Genomic DNA, 19,551 nt, shown 5'->3' on the forward strand with positions numbered 1-19,551 from the left:
GGGGGAAGCCGCTCCGGGAGCGGGCCGTCGGCCGCCGGGGAAGCGGGCCGCCCGCGACTGGTATTTAGGTTGGGTAATGAGTTATGCTAACGAACATGCCTGACCTGTCCCACGGTGAAGACGACGAGAACGACTCCGCCGTGAACGCACTCCGCTCCGCCGTCATGCGGCTGGGCCGGCGACTGAAGCACCAGCGCGTAGACGAGTCGCTGAGCCCCACCGAGATGTCGGTCCTGGGCACCCTGGCCCGCTGCGGCTCGGCCACTCCCGGCGAGCTGGCCCGCAGGGAGCACGTACAGCCGCCGTCGATGACCCGCATCGTGGCGCTGCTGGAGGCGAAGGGGCTCGTCAGGCTGGAGCCGCATCCCGACGACCGTCGGCAGAAGGTGGTCAGCCAGACCGAACGAGCCGAGGCGATGCTCGAGGAGAGCCGCCGCAAGCGCAACGCCTGGCTGGCGTCCCTTGCCGAGGGCCTGGACGATGACGAGTGGGCGAAGCTGCGCGCAGCCGCCCCCGTTCTGGAGAAGCTCGCCCACCTGTAGTCCGCGCGCTTAAAGGAGGCGAACCCACTTTGAGTACGGGATCCGGAGCAGACTCCGCCCCCGCACCGACATCCACCCACGACAGCACGACCGCGGAGAGCGACCCCGGGACAGCCGCCACAGCGGCGATACCCGAGGGCCCGGCCCCGACCCCCACTCCGGCGTCCCGCACGGCCGAAGAGACCGGCGTCACCAGTGGCGGCGGCACCGCGGTAACTCCCCGCAGGACCAAGCCCGAGACCAGGTCCGAGACCAGGTCCAAGAGCCCCAAGAGCCCCAAGAGCCCCAAGCGCCCCAAGAGCCCCAAGCGCCCGTCCACGACCGGTGGCGGGACCTTCTCGTCGCTGAGGATCCGTAACTACCGCCTGTTCGCGACGGGAGCCGTCGTCTCGAACATCGGCACCTGGATGTCCCGTGTCACCCAGGACTGGCTGGTCCTCAGCCTCACCGGCTCGGCGGCCGCCGTCGGTATCACGACGGCTCTCCAGTTCCTGCCGATGCTGCTCTTCGGCCTGTACGGCGGCGTCATAGCCGACCGCTACCCCAAGCGCCGCATCCTCCTGATCACCCAGGCCGCGCTCGGCCTGTGCGGCCTGGCCCTCGCCGTCCTGACCCTCTCCGGCAGCGTCCAGGTCTGGCACGTGTACCTGATCGCCTTCCTGCTGGGCATGGTGACGGTCGTCGACAACCCGGCCCGGCAGTCCTTCGTCTCCGAGATGGTCGGCCCCGACCAGCTGCGCAACGCGGTCAGCCTCAACTCGGCGAACTTCCAGTCCGCCCGGCTCATCGGCCCCGCCGTGGCCGGTGTGCTCATCACCTCGGTGGGCAGCGGCTGGGCGTTCATGCTGAACGGCCTGTCCTTCCTGGCCCCACTCGTCGGGCTGCTCCTGATGCGCACCCACGAGCTGCACGAGTCCGTGCGAATACGGCGGGGGAAGGGGCAGCTGCGGGAGGGTCTGCGTTATGTGCGCGGCAGGCCCGAGCTGATCTGGCCGATCGTTCTCATCGGCTTCATCGGCACCTTCGGCTTCAACTTCCCGATCTGGCTGACGGCCTTCGCCAACGAGGTCTTCCACGGCGATGCCGGAATGTACGCCTTCTTCAACATCCTCATGGCGGCCGGATCCCTCACCGGCGCCCTGCTGGCCGCGCGGCGCCGCTCCAGCCGGGTGCGCCTGCTCATCCTGGCGGCGATGGGCTTCGGACTCCTGGAGATCGCGGCGGCGTTCTCGCCGTCCCTCTGGCTGTTCTCGCTGCTGCTCCTGCCCATCGGAGTGCTCGCGCTGACCACCAACATCAGCGCGAACACCAGCGTGCAGATGGCCTCGGACCCGGAGATGCGGGGCCGGGTGATGAGCCTGTTCATGATGGTCTTCGTCGGCGGCACCCCCCTCGGCGGCCCGCTCCTCGGCTGGGTCAGCGACACCTACGGCGCCCGCGTCGCCTTTGCCACGGGCGGCGTGGTCTCCCTGGTCGCGGCGGCGGGGATCGGCCTGATCCTGACCCGGGTGGTGGGCGTCCGCGTACGGTTCGACCTGCGCGGAGGCCGCCCGCACATGCGTTTCGTACCGCGCGAGCAACTCGCGACGGCGGCGTGACGGCCATGAGCCGACCACGGGCGGCGACGTGACGTGACGGTGGCCCCGACCGGCGTGGGACGGTCGGGGCCACCGGAGCGTGACGCGCGGGGCAGCCGTCGTCAGTCGCGGGGAAACTCGCCGGTCCTGAGGGTCAGGCCGACAGAGGTGCCGGTGAGGTCGATGTCCGTGCCGAACGCCACGGTCAGTTCCGTGCTGTACTCGTCGCCCTTGGGCTCGGTATAGACATGGCACCGGCCGGTGTAGGGGTCGGCGATGACGTACACCGGGACACCGGCCGCGGCGTAGGTGGCCTTCTTCGGGCCGTAGTCGTTGGCGGCCGTGTCCTTCGAAATCACTTCGGCGACGAACTCCACATCGGTGAAGTGCCACCGGCCTCGGGAGTCTTGTGAGGCGTTGTCCGCAAGCTTGACGACATCGGGACAGAAGCCGTTCAGATGCCCCGGGAAGTCGAACCGAACGTCGGACTTCACTTTCACATCCATGCCGAAACGGTCTTCAACCGCTCGCACGATGCGGCGGATGATTTCCCAGTGGGTGTCCCGTTGTGGCGACATGTAGACAGCTCCCCCGACGATCTCGACCTTGTAACCCTCGGGGACGGGCATGTTCTCCAGCGATTCGAACATTTCGTCCAGAATCGGCTCATTGGTCTCGTCGGCCATGGCGATCCTGTCGGTCTCTAAGACGGCGGTCATCCTGGCGCTCCTCCCCGCCACCGCGGGGATGCGGTACAACGATACGCACGGCGTCCGGGTTACGCGGCGTGCACGCGACAGGACCGCCACCGGCTGTCCGGGGCGGATGTCCGAGGCGGCTGCGAGACTCGGAGGCATGAGACTCTTCGCCGCCGTCCTGCCGCCCGCCGCGGCCGTCGCGGAGCTGGACATGGCCGTCGCGCGGCTGAAGGGGCTGCCCGGGGCCGGAGAGCTGCGGTGGACCGGGCGGGAGGGGTGGCACTTCACGCTCGCCTTCATGGGCGAGGTCGAGGAGCGGCTGCTGCCCGAGCTGTCGGAGCGGCTGGGTCGGGCGGCGTCGCGTACGGAGCCGTTCTCCCTGCGTCTGCACGGCGGCGGGCACTTCGGCGACCGCGCCCTGTGGGCCGGTGCCGCCGGCGGGACCGACCGGCTCGGGCGGCTCGCGGACCGTGCCGACGCCGCCGCGCGCCGGACAGGGGTGCCGATGGGCGAGCACCGCCACTACCGTCCGCACCTCACCCTCGCCCGGGTCCGCCGGGCCCCCGCCACCGACCTGCGCCCGTACCTGGAGGCGCTGAGCGGGTTCGAGGGCTCGCCGTGGCAGGTGGCCGAGCTGGACCTCGTACGCAGCAACCTGCCCGTCAGCGGGGTGCGCGGGGACCGGCCGCGTTACGAGACGCTGCTGCGCTGTCCGCTCGGCCGGGCGGGTACGGAAGGTCACGCGGATCCCCGTACGGAGGCCCGGGCCGGATCCCGTGCGGACGGCCCGGGCCGGGGGCCGGACGGGGAACCCGGGCTCCGGGGCCGCCGCCCGGGACCGTTAGTCTCGAAGCGTGGATCCCAAAACCCGTAACCGGATCATGGCCGGTGTGCTCGTGCTGATGTTCGTGATCGTCGCCGTGGCGTCCGCGGTCGGCGGTTAGCGGTCGATCAGAGGCCGATGACGGTCGCCGGTCGGCCGCCGGTGGGTCGGCGATCGGCCGTTCACCGACCGCGGACCGGTGGCGGTGGCCGTTGACCGCTCGGCGACCCATCGAACCGGCCGCCCCGGCGCGTACGACCGCTACCAGGCGAAGGCCTCCGGCGCCGGGCCCGGGCCCGGGAAGATCTCGTCCAGCTCGGACAGGACCTCCGCCGACAGTTCCAGATCGACGGCGCGCAGGGCGGAGTCCAGCTGGTCCGCCGTACGCGGGCCGACGATCGGGCCCGTCACACCGGGCCGGGTCAGCAGCCAGGCCAGCGCAGCCTCGCCCGGGTCGACGCCGTGCTTGTCGAGCAGGTCCTCGTACGACTGGATCTGGGCCCGGAGGGACGGATTGGCCAGCGCGTCACCGGCCCGGCCGCCGCTCGTGCGCGGCGAGCCGGCGCCCTCGCGCTCCTTGCGGATCGCGCCGCCCAGCAGCCCGCCACCGAGCGGCGACCAGGGGATCACCCCGAGGCCGTACTCCTGCGCGGCCGGGATGACCTCCATCTCGGCGCGGCGCTCCACCAGGTTGTACAGGCACTGCTCGCTGACCAGGCCGTACGAGCCGAGGCGGCGTGCCGTCTCGTTGGTCTGGGCGATCTTCCAGCCGGGGAAGTTGGAGGAGCCCGCGTAGAGGATCTTGCCCTGCTGGATCAGGGTGTCGACGGCCTGCCAGATCTCCTCGACGGGGGTGGCGCGGTCGATGTGGTGGAACTGGTACAGGTCGATGTGGTCGGTCTGGAGCCGCTTGAGGCTGGCTTCGACCGCGCGGCGGATGTTGAGGGCCGAGAGCCTGTCGTGGTTCGGCCACGCCGTCTCGGTCGCCGCCATGTTGCCGTAGACCTTGGTGGCGAGGACGACCTTGTCACGGCGGTCGCCGCCCTGGGCGAACCAGGTGCCGAGGATCTCTTCCGTACGGCCCTTGTTCTCGCCCCACCCGTACACATTCGCGGTGTCGAAGACATTGATGCCCGCGTCGAGCGCGGCGTCCATGATGGTGTGACTGTCGGCCTCGTTGGTGAGCGGGCCGAAGTTCATCGTCCCGAGGACGAGTCGGCTGACCTTGAGTCCGGTGCGTCCGAGCTGCGTGTACTTCATGGTCCCTTAGCCAACGCGTTGGAGTGCGCTCGAAGCAAGCACGTGTGCGTCGTGGTGCTCAGCAAACCGGTCCTCCGATCGGCCGGTCCGCGAACGCGTCGAGCGCCGCGCGCACTTCGCGCCGTTCGGTGTCGCTGCCCTTGTGCCCCGCGTCCTCGATCACCACGAGGCGCGCCTCCGGCCAGGCGCGCGCCAGTTCCCAGGCGGTGCCGAGCGGGCCGCCCAGGTCGAACCTGCCGTGGATCAGGACGCCCGGTATCCCCGCCAGCCGCCCCGCGTCGCGCAGCAGCGCGCCCTCCTCCAGCCAGGCGCCGTGCGAGAAGTAGTGCGCGCAGATCCGCACCAGGGCCAGCCGGTCGGCCGGCAGCCGCTCGCTGAACGGGGTGGGCGAGCCGTCGGGCTCCTGGGACAGGACGGCGTCCTCCCAGGCGCACCAGTCCGCGGTGGCCCGTTCGCGTACCGCCGGGTCCGGGCTCTCCGTCAGGCGGGCGTACGCGGCCGGCAGGCCGCCGCCCGGCGCGCCGGGGGCGCTCGTGTCGTACGGGCTGCTCGCCACGGCGCCGCGGGCCGGCTCGGGGACGCCGGCGCGGAACCGTTCCCACTGCTCGGGGAAGAGGCGGCCCGCGCCGAGGTAGAGCCAGTCGATCTCCGAGCGCCGGGTGGTGGTGACACTCGAGATCACGATCTCCGAGACGCGCTCCGGGTGGGTCTCGGCGTACGCGAGGATCAGCGTCGAACCCCAGGAGCCGCCGAACAGCAGCCAGCGGTCGATCCCGAGGTGCGTGCGCAGCCGCTCCATGTCGCCGATGAGCCGGTCGGTGGTGTTGTGGCGCAGGTCGGTGGCCGGGTCGCTCGCGTGCGGGGTGCTGCGTCCGCAGTTGCGCTGGTCGAAGAGGACGACGCGGTAGCGCTCCGGGTCGAAGAAGCGGCGGGAGCGCGGGCCGCGGCCGGAACCGGGGCCGCCGTGGACGACGAGCGCGGGCTTGCCGTGCGGATTGCCGCAGACCTCCCAGTGGATGTGGTTGCCGTCACCGACGTCGAGCAGGCCCTGCTCGTACGGCTCGACGGGCGGGTACAGGACGGGCGGCGGGGGCGTCGACGGTGTCGGGTGCTCTGGCATACCGCTGACCCTACAGATGTAACAGCGCTGTTACATTGTATTTATGCACTCGCTGCCACCGGCGTCCGAGCCGGTTCCCGGGCCGGTTCCCGAGCAGGAGTCCGGGCCGGGCGCCGGACCGGGGCCCGAACTGCTCGGTACCCGGCTGCGTCATCTCCTCGACCGTCTCGAATCCGATGTCACGGCCGTGTACGGCGACTTGGGGCTCGACGGCTTCCGGCCGCGTTACACCCCGCTCGTCCGGGAACTGGCCGGGGCGGGGCGGCCCTGTTCGATCCAGGAGTTGGCACGGGCGACGGGCGTGACCCACTCGGCGGCCAGCCAGACCGTCGCCCGGATGGCCAAGGACGGGCTGGTGGTGCTCGAGGCCGGCGAGGACGCGCGCCATCGGATGGTCCGGCTCACGGAGAAGGCGGAAGGTCTGCTCCCGGCGCTGGACGCCGAATGGACGGCGACGGCCGCCGCGATGGCGGCCTTCGAGACGGAGCTGCCGTACTCGTTGAGCCGGCTGGTGGCCGAGGCGCTGGTGGCCCTGGACCGCCGGCCGATGCGGCAGCGGATCGCCGACCAGGGGGTGGCGGCCCTCGGCGGCTCCGTCGTGGTTCCTGGTGCGCGGCCGGTGACGGTCGCCGGGACGTCGTACGAGGGCGGTGAGCCGCCCTGCCTGCTGGCCTTGGTGTGCCCGGCGTGCGACGCGGTGGCCGACGAGCCGTCGCCCACGGTCTGTGTACGCTGCGGAGGGCGGTTTCCGGAGAGGTGAGCACGAGTACGGCCTGGAGGGCGGGCCTGACGACGGCGCGGCGGTGAGCGGTCCCGGCGGATGGCAGGCTGGGCGCATGCGTTCGCTTCCGTATCACCTCTCGGCCGGGCTCCTCGCCGTGACGCTGACCGCCTCGGTGCCGGTCCTCGCCACCACCGCCGTGGCCGACGACGGCAAGCCCGACCAGAGCTTCACGATCAAGGACTCGCGGATAACGGAGTCCAGCGGGCTGGCGGCCAGCCGTGAACATCCCGGCGTGTACTGGACACACAACGACAGCGACGACGGACCGTACATCTACGCCGTGGACTCCAGGACCGGGGAGACGGTCGCGACCGTCACGATGAGCGGCGTCGGCGAACCGCGTGACGTGGAGGCCATCTCCCTCGGGCCCGACGGGAATCTGTACGTCGGGGACATCGGCGACAACCTGAACGGCAGCTGGGACCACGTCTGGATCTACCGCTTTCCCGAGCCGGACCGGCTGGGCGATCTGACCGTGCGCGCCACGCAGTTCACGGTGCGGTACGCGGACGGGGCGCGCGACGCCGAGGCGATGATGGTCGATCCGAAGACCGGGCGGGTCTACATCGCGTCGAAGAACGAGGACGGCGGTGGACTGTACGAGGGGCCGGAGCGGCTGACGGCGTCCGGGGCGAACGTCTTCCGGCGCGTCGGCGAGGTGCCGTGGGTGACGGACGGCGCGTTCTCGCCGGACGGCACGGAGCTGGTGCTGCGCTCGTACTTCAGCGCCCGGGCGTACGACTGGAAGAACGGCCGGCTGGGCGCGGACCGCCGGGTGAAGGCGCCGATCCAGGGGCAGGCGGAGTCAATCACGTACACGGCGGACGGCAGTGCGCTGATGTTCGGCTCGGAAGGCGCCAACAGCGGGGTGGTGCGCGTGGATCTGGACAAGGGGAAGGGCGGGGGCGAAGGCACCGGCGGGGGTTCCTCGTCCGGGGCGTCGTCGGACGGTGACGGGGCGTCGGGCGACGGGGCCGGGCAGGGAAGCGCCACGGTCGGCGCGCTCGTCCTGGCCGGGGTGGCGGTCCTCTACTTCGGCGGCAAGCGGCTGCGGCGCAAGAGCTGACGGGCGCCTACGGGCGGCGCGCCTCGCCGGGACGGGGCCCGGTCCTCGGCGGGTGGCCGGGCCCGCTCCTCGGCAGGCCGGGGCCGGTCCTGGTCCGACCGAGGTCGGACCAGGACCGGTGCCGCGGGAGAGGCCGACGGGCGGCGGCCGACGGTCAGAGGCGCTCGATGACGTAGTCGACGCAGGCCGTCAGCGCTTCGACGTCCGACGGGTCGACGGCGGGGAACATCGCGACCCGGAGCTGGTTGCGGCCCAGCTTGCGGTACGGCTCGGTGTCGACGATTCCGTTGGCGCGCAGCGCCTTCGCGACGGCGGCCGCGTCGATCTCGTCCGCGAAGTCGATCGTTCCGATGACCTGCGAGCGCTTCGACGGGTCCACCACGAAGGGAGACGCGTACTTGGAAGCCTCTGCCCAGCCGTACAGCGCCTTGGAGGAGGTGGCGGTCCGCCGCACCGACCAGTCCAGGCCGCCCTGCGAGTTGATCCACTTCAGCTGCTCGTTGAGCAGGAAGAGCGTGGCCAGGGCGGGGGTGTTGTAGGTCTGGTTCTTGCGCGAGTTGTCGATCGCCGTCGGCAGCGAGAAGAACTCGGGCACGTGCCGACCGGAGCCGTGGACGCGCGCCGCGCGCTCCAGGGCGGCCGGCGAGAAGATCCCGATCCACAGGCCGCCGTCGGAGGCGAAGGACTTCTGCGGGGCGAAGTAGTAGACGTCCGTCTCGGCGATGTCGACCGGGAGGCCGCCCGCGCCGGAGGTGGCGTCGACCAGGACGAGCGCGCCCTCGTCGGCTCCCTCGACCCGCTTGATCGGCGCCGCGACACCGGTGGAGGTCTCGTTGTGGGTGAAGGCGTAGACGTCGACACCCGCCTCGGCGGCCGGGTCGGGGTGCGAGCCCGGGTCGGCGGAGATGACGGTCGGCTCGGCGAGCCACGGGGCGAGCTTCGCGGCCTTGGCGAACTTGGAGGAGAACTCACCGAAGGAGAGGTGCTGCGACTTGTTCTCGATCAGGCCGTGGGTCGCCACGTCCCAGAAGGCCGTGGAGCCGCCGTTGCCCAGGATCACCTCGTATCCCTCGGGCAGCGCGAAGAGGCTCCGTGCCCCCTCGCGCACCTCGCCGACCAGGTTCTTCACCGGAGCCTGGCGGTGCGAGGTGCCCAGGAGCGAGGTGCCGGTCGCGGCCAGCGCCTTCACCGCCTCGGTCCGCACCTTGGAGGGGCCTGCGCCGAAACGGCCGTCGGCGGGCTTGATGTCAGCGGGAATCTCGATATCGGCCACGGGCCGGAGCCTAGTGCCTCGCGGCTGTCGGCCGGTAGCTCGTCCGGTCGGTGAGACATCAGGTGAGAACGAGGGGCGAATGCCGCGCATCGGGCATTCGTGTGTCGTGTCCCTGTGCGCCGCGTACCTGTGCGGCCGGCGCCCCTGTGCCGGGCGGGACACACTCCTGCTACGCATGGGGGTGAAAGCTGCTACAGATTTTCTAGTCATTCATAGTCATTCCTAGTCGTGTGTCTTACGTATCTTGGTCTCGTGAAGCTTTCGGAGTGGGCCCGTCAGCAGGGCGTGAGCTACCAGACCGCCTGGCGGTGGGTGAAGGACGGGAAGATGCCCGTCTCCGTTCGCCAGGCGCCGTCCGGGACGTGGTTGGTCGACGAGGTCGCCGTCCAGTCGTCCGGGCGTGTGGTGGCGTACTGCCGTGTGTCGTCCGTTGACCAGAAAGCCGGTCTTGAGCGGCAGGCCGCCCGGGTCGTGTCTGGCGCGAACGGGCTGGGCCTGGCCGTCGCTGAGGTCGTCACCGAGGTGGGATCCGGGTTGAACGGGCGGCGCCGCAAGCTGCACCGGCTGCTGTCCGACCCGCAGTCGGCGGTGATCGTGGTCGAGCACCGCGACCGGTTGGCCCGGTTCGGCGTCGAGCACCTGGAAGCCGCGCTGTCGGCATCCGGGCGGCGCCTGGTCGTCCTCGACCCCACCGAGACGGCCGATGACCTGGTACGCGACATCACCGAGGTGCTCACCTCCATGTGCGCCCGCCTGTACGGGCGGCGGGCGGCGGAGAACCGGGCCGCCCGCGCGGTGGCCGTGGCGACCGGCGAGGCCGCCGAGTGAAGAAGTTCCAGCCGCGGCCCGGGTTCGTGGTGCAGGCGTATCGCTTCGCACTGGACCCGAACGCCACCCAGCAGCATGCTCTGCGCTCGCACTGCGGCGCGGCGCGTGCCGCCTACAACTGGGCCGTCGGCTGGGTGACCGCCTCCTGGTGGCAGCGCCGCGCGGAGGAGTCCTACGGCATCGGCGAGGCCGGGCTGACGCAGTGGCGGCCGTGGTCGCTGCCCGCGCTGCGGAAGGCATTCAACGAGGCCAAGCAAACCGATCCGGGGTTCGCCGCCTGGTGGGAGGAGAACTCCAAGGAGGCGTACTCCACAGGCCTGGCGAACGCGTCGGCCGCGTTCGACAACTACGCGAAGTCCAAGAACGGCAAGCGGCGCGGCAAGCGGATGGGTGCGCCGCGGTTCAAGTCGAAGCGCAAGGCGCGCCTTGCCTGCCGGTTCACCACCGGCGTGATCCGCGTGGACGCTGACGGCCGTCACGTCACCCTGCCCCGGCTGGGCACGATCCGCACCCACGAGCCCACGGTGAAGCTCCTCGCCCGCGTTCAGGCCGGGACGGCCCGGATCCTGTCCGCGACCGTGCGGCACGAGCACGGACGCTGGTTCGTCTCGTTCCAGGCCGAGGCCAGGCAAGACCTCGAACGCGTGGCGCGGGCGGACGTGGCGGTCGGCATCGACCTGGGGGTGAAGACCCTCGCGGTCATGGCCGACAGCACCGGCGAGATCCGCACCATCGCGAATCCCGGGCACTACGACCGTGCACGCAAGCAGCTGCGCCGCGCCTCCCGCGTCGTCTCCCGACGCCAGGGCCCCGACCGGCGGACCGGGCAGAAGCCGTCGAAGCGGTGGGAGAAGGCCAACGCCGCCCGCAACAAGGTGCATCACCGGGTGGCCAACCTCCGCGCGGACGCTCTGCACAAGCTCACCACCGCCGTGGCGGCCGAGTACGGCACGGTCGTGGTCGAAGACCTCAACGTCGCCGGGATGCTCCGCAACCGGCGTCTCGCGCGAAGGATCGCCGACGCCGGCTTCGGGGAGATCCGCCGCCAGCTCACCTACAAGACCCGCCAGCGCCACGCCACCCGCACCATCGCGGCGGACCGCTGGTACCCCTCCTCGAAGACCTGTTCCGGGTGCGGCGCGGTGAAAGCCAAACTGCCGCTGCACGTGAGGACCTACCAGTGCGACGCCTGCGGCCTGGTCATCGACCGGGACGACAACGCCGCACTCAACCTCGCTGCGCTCGCGGCAGCCGCAACAACTGGTACCGGAGTGGCCGGAGACCAGGACACCCAAGCGGTGTCGAAGCCTCGTGGAGCCGACCAGAAGACCCGCACCACCCGCCCCCGCCGCAAGGCGGAGGCGGGGCGGGCAGGTGGTGCAACCCTGCCGCACCAGCGGCAGACGGAAGCGAGAGACCGTACTCAAGCCGAAGCCCTCACGCTCTGGTGACGAGACGGACCTTCCGGGCGGAAACGTCCGGATTACTGAGACCTGACTACGGTCTCAGCAACGGGCAGGTCATCGCGAGTCTCCGTAGACCGGGGCGGGGGCGAAGGTCACGGGCAGCGATGTCAGTCCCCGCATGAAGGGCGACGGACGCCAGGTGAGGGCCGACTCCGGGACCGCGAGGTCGAGGTCGGGCAGCCGGTCCAGCAGTACTTCGATGGCGGTGCGGGCGATGACCTCGGCCGTCTCCTGGGCCGGGAAGGGGCAGCGGTGTTCGCCGTGGCCGAAGGAGAAGAAGGCGTTGTTGCCACCGGTGAGGGTGGAGCCGTCGGTACGGACCTGGGGGTCGAAGTTCGCCCCGGCGAAGCCGAGGACCAGCATGTCGCCGGCCTTGATGAGGCGGTCGCCGATCGAGGTGTCCCGGGTGGCCCAGCGTCCGGCGATGTTCTGGGACGGGGTGTCCTCCCAGAGCGCCTCGTTCATGGCCTCCGCGACGCTGTGCCGGCCACCCGCCAGGGACACCGCGAAGCGCTCGTCCGTGAGCATCAGCCGCAGCGAGTTGCCGATCCAGTCGGCGGTCGGCTGGTGGCCCGCGGTGACCAGCACCATCAGGTCCTCGGCGATCTCCTCGTCCGTGAAGCCGTGCGTGTTCTCCAGCAGCAGCGAGGCGACGTCGTCACCGGGGGCGGCCCTCTTCCCGGCGAGCAGCTCCCACATCGAGGTGGCGAGGTGCCGCTGGCCGGCCAGCGCCCGCGCGCCGCCGTCCATCATGTCGTTGAGCGCGGTGACCAGGCCCGGCCCCAGCTCGTCCGCGAAGCCGAAGACCTTCGCGAGGACACGGACCGGCAGGAGCGCCGCGTACCGGTGGACGATGTCGGCACGACCCTCGGTGCAGAAGCGGTCGACGAGCTCGTCCGCGTACAGCTCGGCGTACCGGCGCAGGGCGAACGGGTCGACCTCCTCCAGCGCGTCGCTGAGCATCGCGGACCGCACACGGTGCCGCTCGCCGACCGTGTACAGGATGGAGGGCTGCTTCCGGCCGATCGACGGCCGCAGGGGCCAGTCGGCGGGGATGCGGTCCCACTGGTTCCACAGGTCGGAGTCCCGGCTGAAGAGGACCGGGTCGGCCAGCAGCTGGTGCAGCTCGCGGTAGCCGATGACCAGCCAGGCCGGAACGCCGCCTTCGAGGACGATGGGGACTACGGGGCCGTGGTCGCGCCGCATCTCGCGGTACGCCCGTGTCGGGTCCGTCTGGAAGACGGGGTCGCCCAGGCGGACCACGGCGGGGCCCTGGTGGGCCGGGCAGCCGGGCGGCGGGCCCGCCGCCCCCGTCGCGCTCGCCGCTCCTGTTGTGTCGACCGCGTCCGCTGTGTCGACCGCGTCCGCTGTGCCGACCGGGTCTCCGGGCCCGGTGACGGGCCCGTCGAGGGCGTCCGTCGGCCCCGCGGCGGCGGGATCCGGTTCCGGGCCGGGGGCGGGGGACGTGCTCACGAGCCGGCCTCCACCGCGGTCTCCGGAGCGGCGGCCCCGGTCGCCTCCGCCAGCCTGCGCGCGGACAGGCCGTGGAGGTACTCGACCAGTGTGATCAGTACGTATTTGCTGGACGACCGGTCCCGGGCGTCGCACTCCACCAGCGGCACGTCGGGCGAGATGTCCAGCGCCTCGCGTATCTGCTCCTCGGTGTGGACCGGCCCGCCGAAGTCGTTGCAGGCCACGATGAAGGGTGTGCCGTGGTGTTCCAGGCGGTCGATGGCGTACCAGGAGTCGGCCAGGCGTCTGGTGTCGACCAGCACGACGGCACCGAGGGTGCCGGAGAAGAGCCGGTCCCAGAGGAACCAGAAGCGTTCCTGCCCGGGCGCGCCGAAGAGATAGAGCACCGACCGCGCGTCGAGTGAGATCCGGCCGAAGTCGAACGCGACCGTGGTCGAGGTCTTCCGGCGGAGCCCGTCGAGATCCGCGAGCTCGTCGATGCCCTCGCCCGCGCGGGTCATCGTCTCCTCGGTGTTCAGGGGACGGATTTCGCTGACGGACCGGACCATGGTGGTCTTGCCGACGCCGAAGCCGCCGACGATGACGATCTTCAAGCCGTTGTCGGCGGTACTGGCCAGTGACGGCCGGGCTGTGGACGGGACGGCGGCCCGCTCAGAGGTTGCGGAGTCCAACGAGCACCTGCTCCAGGATGTCGGGATCGGGCAGGCGGTCGGCCGCCCGCTCGGTACGGGGATGACGTGCGCTGATCCGGCCGGTGTCCAGCAGATCGGCAAGCATGATCCTTACGATGCTGCCGGGCAGACCGAGTTCGGCGGCGATCTCCACGACGGCCGTCGGGCTCCGGCACATCCGCAGGATCGCCGCGTGCTCCGACTGCATGCCCGGGGACGGATCGCTCTCCGCGACCACCAGCGTCACCAGGTCGAAGGTGTCCGTGTCGGACCGGCTGCGCCCCTGGGTGAGGGTGTACAGGCGGTCAGGGGAGTCGTCCCGGCCCGGCCGGCTCATAGCCGTACGCCGCCTTTTCCGCCGCGTCCGCTTCGCCCGCCCGGCCCGCTCCGCCCGTCGAGTCCGTCGCTCCCGGCGTGCCCGGCCGAGTCCCGACGCGGCGGTGCGACCAGGTGTTCGCCGAGCTGTTCGACCAGCTCGCTCATGTTGTGGCCGACCAGGCCGACGTCGGAGTCCTCGTCGGCGACGAGGGCCAGATGGGCGCCGTCACCGGCCTCCACGATCAGCAGCAGGCCACCGTAGAACTCGGTCATCGCGGACCGCACGCCGCCTTCACCGTTGCCGAACTCGACGGACGCGCCGTGCGCCAGGCTCTGGATGCCGGCCGCGATGGCGGCGAGCTGGTCGGCCTGGTCGACGGAGAGTTCGGGCGTGCGGCAGAGCTTCAGGCCGTCCCGGGAGAGGACCAGCGCGTGGCGCGCGCCGGGCGTGCGCTGGAGCAGACTCTCCAGCAGCCAGTTGAGCTTGTCGTCGACCGTGGCGGTGGTCGTGGTCGTGGTGCCGGTGCCGGTCATCGGGGTTCGCCTTCCGGGTGCGTGGGGTTGGCCGATTGGTCCGAGGTGCCTCGTACGGCCCTGCGGAAGCTGCTGAACCGCGCTCCCTGGGTGGCGGGGCTCACCGCGGGCGCCGGGGCGCGGTCGCCGTTTCCGCCGGCGCCCCCGGCCGAACCCCGGGGACGGGTGGCGGAGCCGTTCTCGCGGCGCAGCGCCGCGGCGAGAGTACGGCCCCTGCGGCGCTTGGGGAGGCCGCTCTCACCCAACTCGACCGATTCCGTGTCGCTGTCGGTACTGCCGGATCCACCAGAGCCACCAGGGGTGGCGGTGCCGCTGTCGGCTCGTGTGCCGCCGTCGGCTCCGGGACCGGTGTCCGTGGGCGTACCGGCATCGCTGCCCGTACGGGCGTCGGCGTCGGCGTCGGTGTGCGCTCGGGCCCCGGGGGCCGATTCCGTACGTGTGCCGGGGGCCGTGTCCGTACCGGTCGCCGTACCCGTCGTCCCCGTCCCCGTGCCCGTACCGAAGGCCGCGCCCAGGCCGCCGTCGAGGTCCGCGCTCGCCCGGGCGCGCTCGGGCACACGGGACGAGCCGCCGATGAGCCGGGAGCCGCGCCCGCCGCCGCGCCCGACGACGGGTCCGTACGGCCGCGCCGGCGTGGCGGCGCGCGAGACGGCCGACGCCGTGCCCGGTACGGAACCGGCGCCGGCGGCCCGCCCGACGGCGGACTCGGCCGGAGACGTGGGCAGGACGAGCGCCTTGCCCGGCGCGGCGCCGCGCAGCTGCGTGATCAGCTCCTGCGGGATCAGCATCAGCGCGCCCGTACCGCCCCGCGCGGACGGCCGGAATGAGACGGTCAGCCCGTGCTTGCGGGCCAGCCGGCCCACCACCGCGAGACCCAGCCGGGTGCCGGACAGCCCGCTGAGGTCCGTGCGGTCCGTCGTGACGGCCCGCTCCGCGCGGCGCAGCTGCACGTCGCTCATCACCAGGCCGCTGTCCTCGACGGTGATGACGATGCCCGCCGGGACCTCCTCCACGTACACATGCACCTCGGCGGTCGGCGGCGAGAAGTTGGCCGCGTTGTCGAGGAGTTCGGCGAGCGCGTGCATGACACCCTCGGCCGCGTGGCCGGCCACCGCGACCTCACTGGTGGAGTGGAGCCGCACGCGCTGGTAGCCGCCGATCCGGCCCATGGCGCCGCGCAGGATGGACTCCATGACGATGGGCTTCCCCCAGCGGCGGCCGGAGCGCGCGCCGGTCAGCACGGCGATGGAGTCGGCGAGGCGGCCCGCCTGGGCGGTCCGGTGGTCGAGGTGCAGCAGATCCTCGAGGACGTCCTCGGACGTGTGCCGGTGCTCCATCTCGCGCAGGTCGGCGAGCATGCTCGTGGCGAGCGCCTGCATCCGGCCGGCGGCGTTGGCGCAGGCCGCGACGGCGGTGGCCCGGCCGGCCTCGCTGCGCGCGGCCTCGTCGGCGGCACGGCGGGACTCCGCGACCGTACGGCGCAGGTTCTCGTCACCGCGCCGCACGTCGGCGGCGAGCTGATCGGCCCGGCGCGCGAGCGCGGCGTTGTGCTCACGCAGCCGTCTCGCCGTCTCGTGGGCGTGGGCGGCGGCCGTGACCGCGGCGGTCAGGGCCACGGCCGCGGCGCCGGCGCCCCAGGCCAGCGGTGTCCGGACCGAAGAGGGGGCGGCGGACACCGCCCACAGGCACAGGAGGCCGCCGGCGACGGCCGAGATCAGCAGAGCCGGCGCGGTTGACCGGAGTGAGGGGCGCAAGTCGGCTACCTCGTAAACGGGACGGAAACAGATATGGGGAACATATCGGCGGGAATCGACGGCGGGACGGGGCGCTGTTGAATAATGCTCAAACGGTCGCCACTATAAGAGAATTGGCGATCAGTTTGGGAGGCTTGCTGACGCATTTCTTCTGTGCTTCAGGCGCGTTGAACCGGGCGAATGTGCATCTATCGGTGCGGTGCAGGCGCGAAACAGGGGCATCCTGGACTCATGGCTGAGCAGCGAGATCAGCGAGACGGACGCGAGGCAACGCCAAAACCGGCCACGGACGCGGAGTCCCCGGGCAGGGCCGCCGGGCCCGCGAGCGCGGGCGCCGAGTCCGCCGGCCGGGACGCCGCCCCCTCTCAGGACACGCGTGCCACACCTCCCGCCACCCGTGCCACTCCCCAGGACACCCGTGCCGCACCTCCCGGCACGGCCGGCGGCCCTCCGCCCGCCACCGCCCGTACGACCACCGACCTCGCGCGCGAGCTGGCCGCGGCCGTGCGCGGCGACGTCGACTTCACGGCCGCGGCCCGCGCGCTGACCACGATGGACGCCTCCAACTACCGGCGGGTCCCGGTCGGCGTCGTCGCCCCGCGCGACGCCGAGGACGTCGCCGCCACCCTCCGCGTCTGCCGCGAGCGCGGGGTCCCCGTCGTGCCGCGCGGCGCCGGGACCTCCATCGCCGGGCAGGCCACCGGCCTCGGCGTCGTCCTCGACTTCACCCGCCACATGCGCGCCCTCGTCTCCGTCGACCCCGAGGCGCGCACGGCCGTCGTCCAGCCCGGCCTGATCCTGGACGACCTGCGCGCCGCCGTCCGCCCGCACGGGCTCACCTTCGGCCCCGACCCCTCCACCCACAGCCGGTGCACCCTCGGCGGAATGATCGGCAACAACTCGTGCGGCTCCCACTCGGTCGCCTGGGGCACCACCGCCGACAACGTCCACGGTCTCGCCGTCACCACCTACGGCGGCGACGCGCGCCGCCTCGGCCAGGACTGGGCCGGCGCCCCCGCCGGGGCGCGCGAACTGATCGTCGGCAACCTGGCCCCGCTGCGCACCGCGTTCCCGCCCGGCCTGCCGCGCCGGATCTCCGGCTACGCCCTGGACGCGCTGCTCCCCGAGGCCGGCGCCGACGTCGCCCGCGCCTTCTGCGGCAGCGAGGGCACGCTCGGCGTGCTGACCGAGGCGACCGTACGGCTCGTCGACTCCCCGCCCGCCCGCGCCCTCGCCGTCCTCGGCTACCCCGACGAGAGCGCCGCCGCCGAGGCCGCCGCCGGGCTCCTGCCGTACGGCCCGCTCACCGTCGAGGGCATGGCCGAGGACCTCGTACGGGCCGGGCGCGACCTGCCGCGCGGCGGCGCCTGGCTGTTCGTGGAGACCGGCGGCGCACACCCCGACGAGGCCCGCGCCGCCGCCGGCACGATCCTGCGCGCGGCCGACGCGCTCGACGCGCGGGTGGTGGACGACCCGGCCGGGCAGCGGGCGCTGTGGCGGGTCCGGGAGGACGCCTCCGGCACCGCGACCCGGATGCCGGACGGCTCGGAGGCATGGCCGGGCTGGGAGGACTGCGCGGTGCCGCCCGCCCGGCTCGGCGCGTACCTGCGCGACTTCCGCGGCCTGCTGCGCGCCCACGGGCTGCGCGGCACGCCCTACGGGCATTTCGGCGACGGCTGCGTCCACGTCCGTATCGACTTCGACCTGCTCGGCGAGGACGGCGTACGGCGCTTCCGGCGCTTCTCGGAGGAGATCGCGGACCTCGTCGTCGCGCACGGCGGCTCCCTCTCCGGGGAGCACGGCGACGGAATGGCGCGCGCCGAACTGCTGCCGAGGATGTACGGGGACGAACTGGTCGGCCTCTTCGGCCGGTTCAAGGACCTGTGGGACCCGCGCGGCGGCATGAACCCCGGCGTCCTCGCCCGCCCCGCCCCCCTGGACACGGACCTGCGCTTCGCCGTGCTGCCGCGCGAACGCGTCGACGTCGCCTTCGGCTACCCGCACGACGGCCCGGACGGCGGCGACTTCACGGCCGCCGTACGCCGCTGCGTGGGCGTCGCCAAGTGCCGGGTCGCCGGGCCGAGTACGGGCGAGGGCGTCATGTGCCCCTCCTTCCGCGCCACGGGCGAGGAACGGCACTCCACGCGCGGGCGCGCGCGGCTGCTGCACGAGATGCTCGCGGGCGAGGTCGTCACGGACGGCTGGCGCTCGGAAGAAGTCCGGGACGCCCTCGACCTGTGCCTGTCCTGCAAGGGCTGCCGAAGCGACTGCCCGGTGGGCGTCGACATGGCCACGTACAAGGCCGAGTTCCTGCACCACCACTACGCGGGCCGCCGCCGTCCCGCCGCGCACCACTCGATGGGGCGCCTGCCCGAGTGGCTGCGCCTGGCCGCGCCGTTCGCCCGTCCGCTGAACGCGGCGGCCCGCCTCGGCCCGGCGGCGGCCGTGGCCAAACGGCTCGGCGGCATCGCCCCGGAACGCGACATCCCGGAGCTGGCGCCCGAGACGTTCACGCGCTGGCTGCGGCGGCGGTCGAAGGCCCAGGGCACGCGGATCCATCCGGGGAGCCGGGTGGCGGTCCTGTGGCCGGACACCTTCACCGAGCACCTCTCCCCGTCCGTCGGCAAGGCGGCGGTGCGCGTACTGGAAGCCGCCGGCCTGGGCGTCCTGACCCCGCCGGGCAGGCGACGGGTCTGCTGCGGGCTGACGTACGTCTCGACCGGCCAGCTCGACCGGGCCCGTACGGTCATGCGCCGCACCCTGCGGCAGCTGGCCCCGCTCATGGACGACGAGCCCCGCCGCGACCCCCCTGTGGTGGTCCTGGAACCGAGCTGCGCCGCCACGCTGCGCACCGACCTTCCCGAACTGCTCCCCGACGACCCCCGCGGGGCCCGCCTCGCCGCATCCGTACGCACCTTCGCCGAGGTCCTCCAGGAGCGCGCTCCCGACTGGCGGCCCCCGCGCGTCGACCGCCCGGTGGCCGGCCAGACCCACTGCCACCAGCACGCGGTCCTCGGCGACGCGCCGGACCGCCGCCTGCGCGAACAGGCGGGTCTGACGGGCGAACTGAGCGGCGGATGCTGCGGCCTCGCCGGCAACTTCGGCTTCGAGCAGGGCCATTGGGACGTCTCCGTGGCCTGCGCGGAGGATCAGCTCCTGCCGTCCGTACGGGCGGCACGGGCAGCGACCCCGGACGCGGAACTCCTGGCGGACGGCTTCTCGTGCCGTACGCAACTGGCCCAGCTCGGCGGCCACCGGGCGCGGCACCTGGCGGAGGTGCTGGCGGAGGCGCTCGGGGAGGACGCGGGAGCGGGGGAGGAGGGGCTGGGAACTGCTGCCGAATAAGAGGTCGCGCGAACGACGC

At 72.4% G+C, this 19,551-nt stretch carries 16 protein-coding genes and 1 pseudogene; 8 read left to right on the forward strand and 9 right to left on the reverse strand.

The window, feature by feature from the left end; genetic code table 11:
* Window positions 1-95: 95 nt before the first annotated feature.
* Window positions 96-542 carry a MarR family winged helix-turn-helix transcriptional regulator gene (locus tag ACU6P3_RS19115; protein ID WP_030750521.1) on the forward strand — a complete coding sequence of 149 codons (447 nt, stop codon included), beginning with the start codon at window positions 96-98 and terminating at the stop codon, window positions 540-542.
* A gap of 29 nt (window positions 543-571) precedes the next feature.
* Window positions 572-2,140: an MFS transporter gene (locus ACU6P3_RS19120; protein ID WP_447193358.1), complete on the forward strand. Its 1,569-nt coding sequence runs from the start codon at window positions 572-574 to the stop codon at window positions 2,138-2,140.
* A 101-nt stretch (window positions 2,141-2,241) separates the two neighbouring features.
* Here the strand turns inward: ACU6P3_RS19120 and ACU6P3_RS19125 are convergent, their stop codons facing one another.
* Window positions 2,242-2,838, reverse strand: a complete 597-nt coding sequence (locus ACU6P3_RS19125) for a Uma2 family endonuclease (RefSeq protein ID WP_447193359.1) — start codon at window positions 2,836-2,838, stop codon at window positions 2,242-2,244.
* 136 nt (window positions 2,839-2,974) lie between these two features.
* Between ACU6P3_RS19125 and thpR the strand changes: the two are divergent.
* Window positions 2,975-3,547, forward strand: a pseudogene (gene thpR / locus ACU6P3_RS19130) (RNA 2',3'-cyclic phosphodiesterase); the annotation flags it as partial.
* A 354-nt stretch (window positions 3,548-3,901) separates the two neighbouring features.
* On the opposite strand, the gene ACU6P3_RS19135 reads toward thpR, so the two are convergent.
* Together ACU6P3_RS19135 and pip are read right to left on the reverse strand one after the other, a co-directional pair.
* Complete coding sequence (locus ACU6P3_RS19135; RefSeq protein WP_447193360.1) at window positions 3,902-4,900, reverse strand: aldo/keto reductase; 999 nt, start codon at window positions 4,898-4,900, stop codon at window positions 3,902-3,904.
* Between the two features lie 58 nt (window positions 4,901-4,958).
* Complete coding sequence (gene pip / locus ACU6P3_RS19140; protein ID WP_447193361.1) at window positions 4,959-6,020, reverse strand: prolyl aminopeptidase; 1,062 nt, start codon at window positions 6,018-6,020, stop codon at window positions 4,959-4,961.
* Between the two features lie 43 nt (window positions 6,021-6,063).
* Between pip and ACU6P3_RS19145 the strand changes: the two genes are divergently transcribed.
* On the forward strand, window positions 6,064-6,780 hold the full coding sequence (locus tag ACU6P3_RS19145; protein ID WP_447193362.1) for a MarR family winged helix-turn-helix transcriptional regulator: 717 nt from the start codon (window positions 6,064-6,066) through the stop codon (window positions 6,778-6,780).
* A gap of 76 nt (window positions 6,781-6,856) precedes the next feature.
* Complete coding sequence (locus ACU6P3_RS19150; RefSeq protein WP_447193363.1) at window positions 6,857-7,870, forward strand: WD40 repeat domain-containing protein; 1,014 nt, start codon at window positions 6,857-6,859, stop codon at window positions 7,868-7,870.
* A gap of 154 nt (window positions 7,871-8,024) precedes the next feature.
* On the opposite strand, the gene serC is transcribed toward ACU6P3_RS19150, so the two are convergent.
* Window positions 8,025-9,143, reverse strand: a complete 1,119-nt coding sequence (gene serC, locus ACU6P3_RS19155; RefSeq protein WP_447193364.1) for a phosphoserine transaminase — start codon at window positions 9,141-9,143, stop codon at window positions 8,025-8,027.
* Window positions 9,144-9,395: 252 nt separating this feature from the next.
* On the opposite strand from serC, the gene ACU6P3_RS19160 reads away from it, so the two are divergent.
* Entirely contained in the window at window positions 9,396-9,971 is a 576-nt protein-coding gene (locus tag ACU6P3_RS19160) for an IS607 family transposase (protein WP_447193365.1), read from the forward strand.
* Window positions 9,968-11,422 (forward strand): IS607 family element RNA-guided endonuclease TnpB, encoded by a 1,455-nt coding sequence (gene tnpB / locus ACU6P3_RS19165; RefSeq protein WP_447193366.1) that lies wholly within the window; start codon window positions 9,968-9,970, stop codon window positions 11,420-11,422. The genes ACU6P3_RS19160 and tnpB overlap by 4 nt, the downstream gene beginning before the upstream one ends.
* 69 nt (window positions 11,423-11,491) lie before the next feature.
* Here the strand turns inward: tnpB and ACU6P3_RS19170 are convergent, their stop codons facing one another.
* The 5 genes from ACU6P3_RS19170 to ACU6P3_RS19190 all read right to left on the reverse strand — a co-directional run bounded on the left by ACU6P3_RS19170 (window position 11,492) and on the right by ACU6P3_RS19190 (window position 16,187).
* The gene (locus ACU6P3_RS19170) at window positions 11,492-12,700 is read right to left on the reverse strand and encodes a cytochrome P450 (protein WP_447197962.1); all 1,209 of its coding nucleotides are present in this window, start codon (window positions 12,698-12,700) and stop codon (window positions 11,492-11,494) included.
* A gap of 206 nt (window positions 12,701-12,906) precedes the next feature.
* Window positions 12,907-13,581 carry a GTP-binding protein gene (locus ACU6P3_RS19175; RefSeq protein WP_447193367.1) on the reverse strand — a complete coding sequence of 225 codons (675 nt, stop codon included), beginning with the start codon at window positions 13,579-13,581 and terminating at the stop codon, window positions 12,907-12,909.
* Window positions 13,562-13,918, reverse strand: coding sequence for a DUF742 domain-containing protein (locus tag ACU6P3_RS19180; protein WP_030750557.1), 357 nt, complete (start codon window positions 13,916-13,918; stop codon window positions 13,562-13,564). The genes ACU6P3_RS19175 and ACU6P3_RS19180 overlap by 20 nt, the downstream gene beginning before the upstream one ends.
* Window positions 13,915-14,433, reverse strand: coding sequence for a roadblock/LC7 domain-containing protein (locus tag ACU6P3_RS19185; RefSeq protein WP_447193368.1), 519 nt, complete (start codon window positions 14,431-14,433; stop codon window positions 13,915-13,917). The genes ACU6P3_RS19180 and ACU6P3_RS19185 overlap by 4 nt, the downstream gene beginning before the upstream one ends.
* Window positions 14,430-16,187, reverse strand: coding sequence for a sensor histidine kinase (locus tag ACU6P3_RS19190; RefSeq protein ID WP_447193369.1), 1,758 nt, complete (start codon window positions 16,185-16,187; stop codon window positions 14,430-14,432). Before ACU6P3_RS19190 ends, ACU6P3_RS19185 begins: the two co-directional genes overlap by 4 nt.
* A 231-nt stretch (window positions 16,188-16,418) precedes the next feature.
* Here ACU6P3_RS19190 and ACU6P3_RS19195 point away from each other — a divergent pair, with 231 nt between their 5' ends.
* The gene (locus tag ACU6P3_RS19195; RefSeq protein ID WP_447193370.1) at window positions 16,419-19,532 is read left to right on the forward strand and encodes an FAD-binding and (Fe-S)-binding domain-containing protein; all 3,114 of its coding nucleotides are present in this window, start codon (window positions 16,419-16,421) and stop codon (window positions 19,530-19,532) included.
* Window positions 19,533-19,551 lie beyond the last annotated feature (19 nt).

The sequence above is a fragment of the Streptomyces hebeiensis genome, from assembly GCF_052983195.1.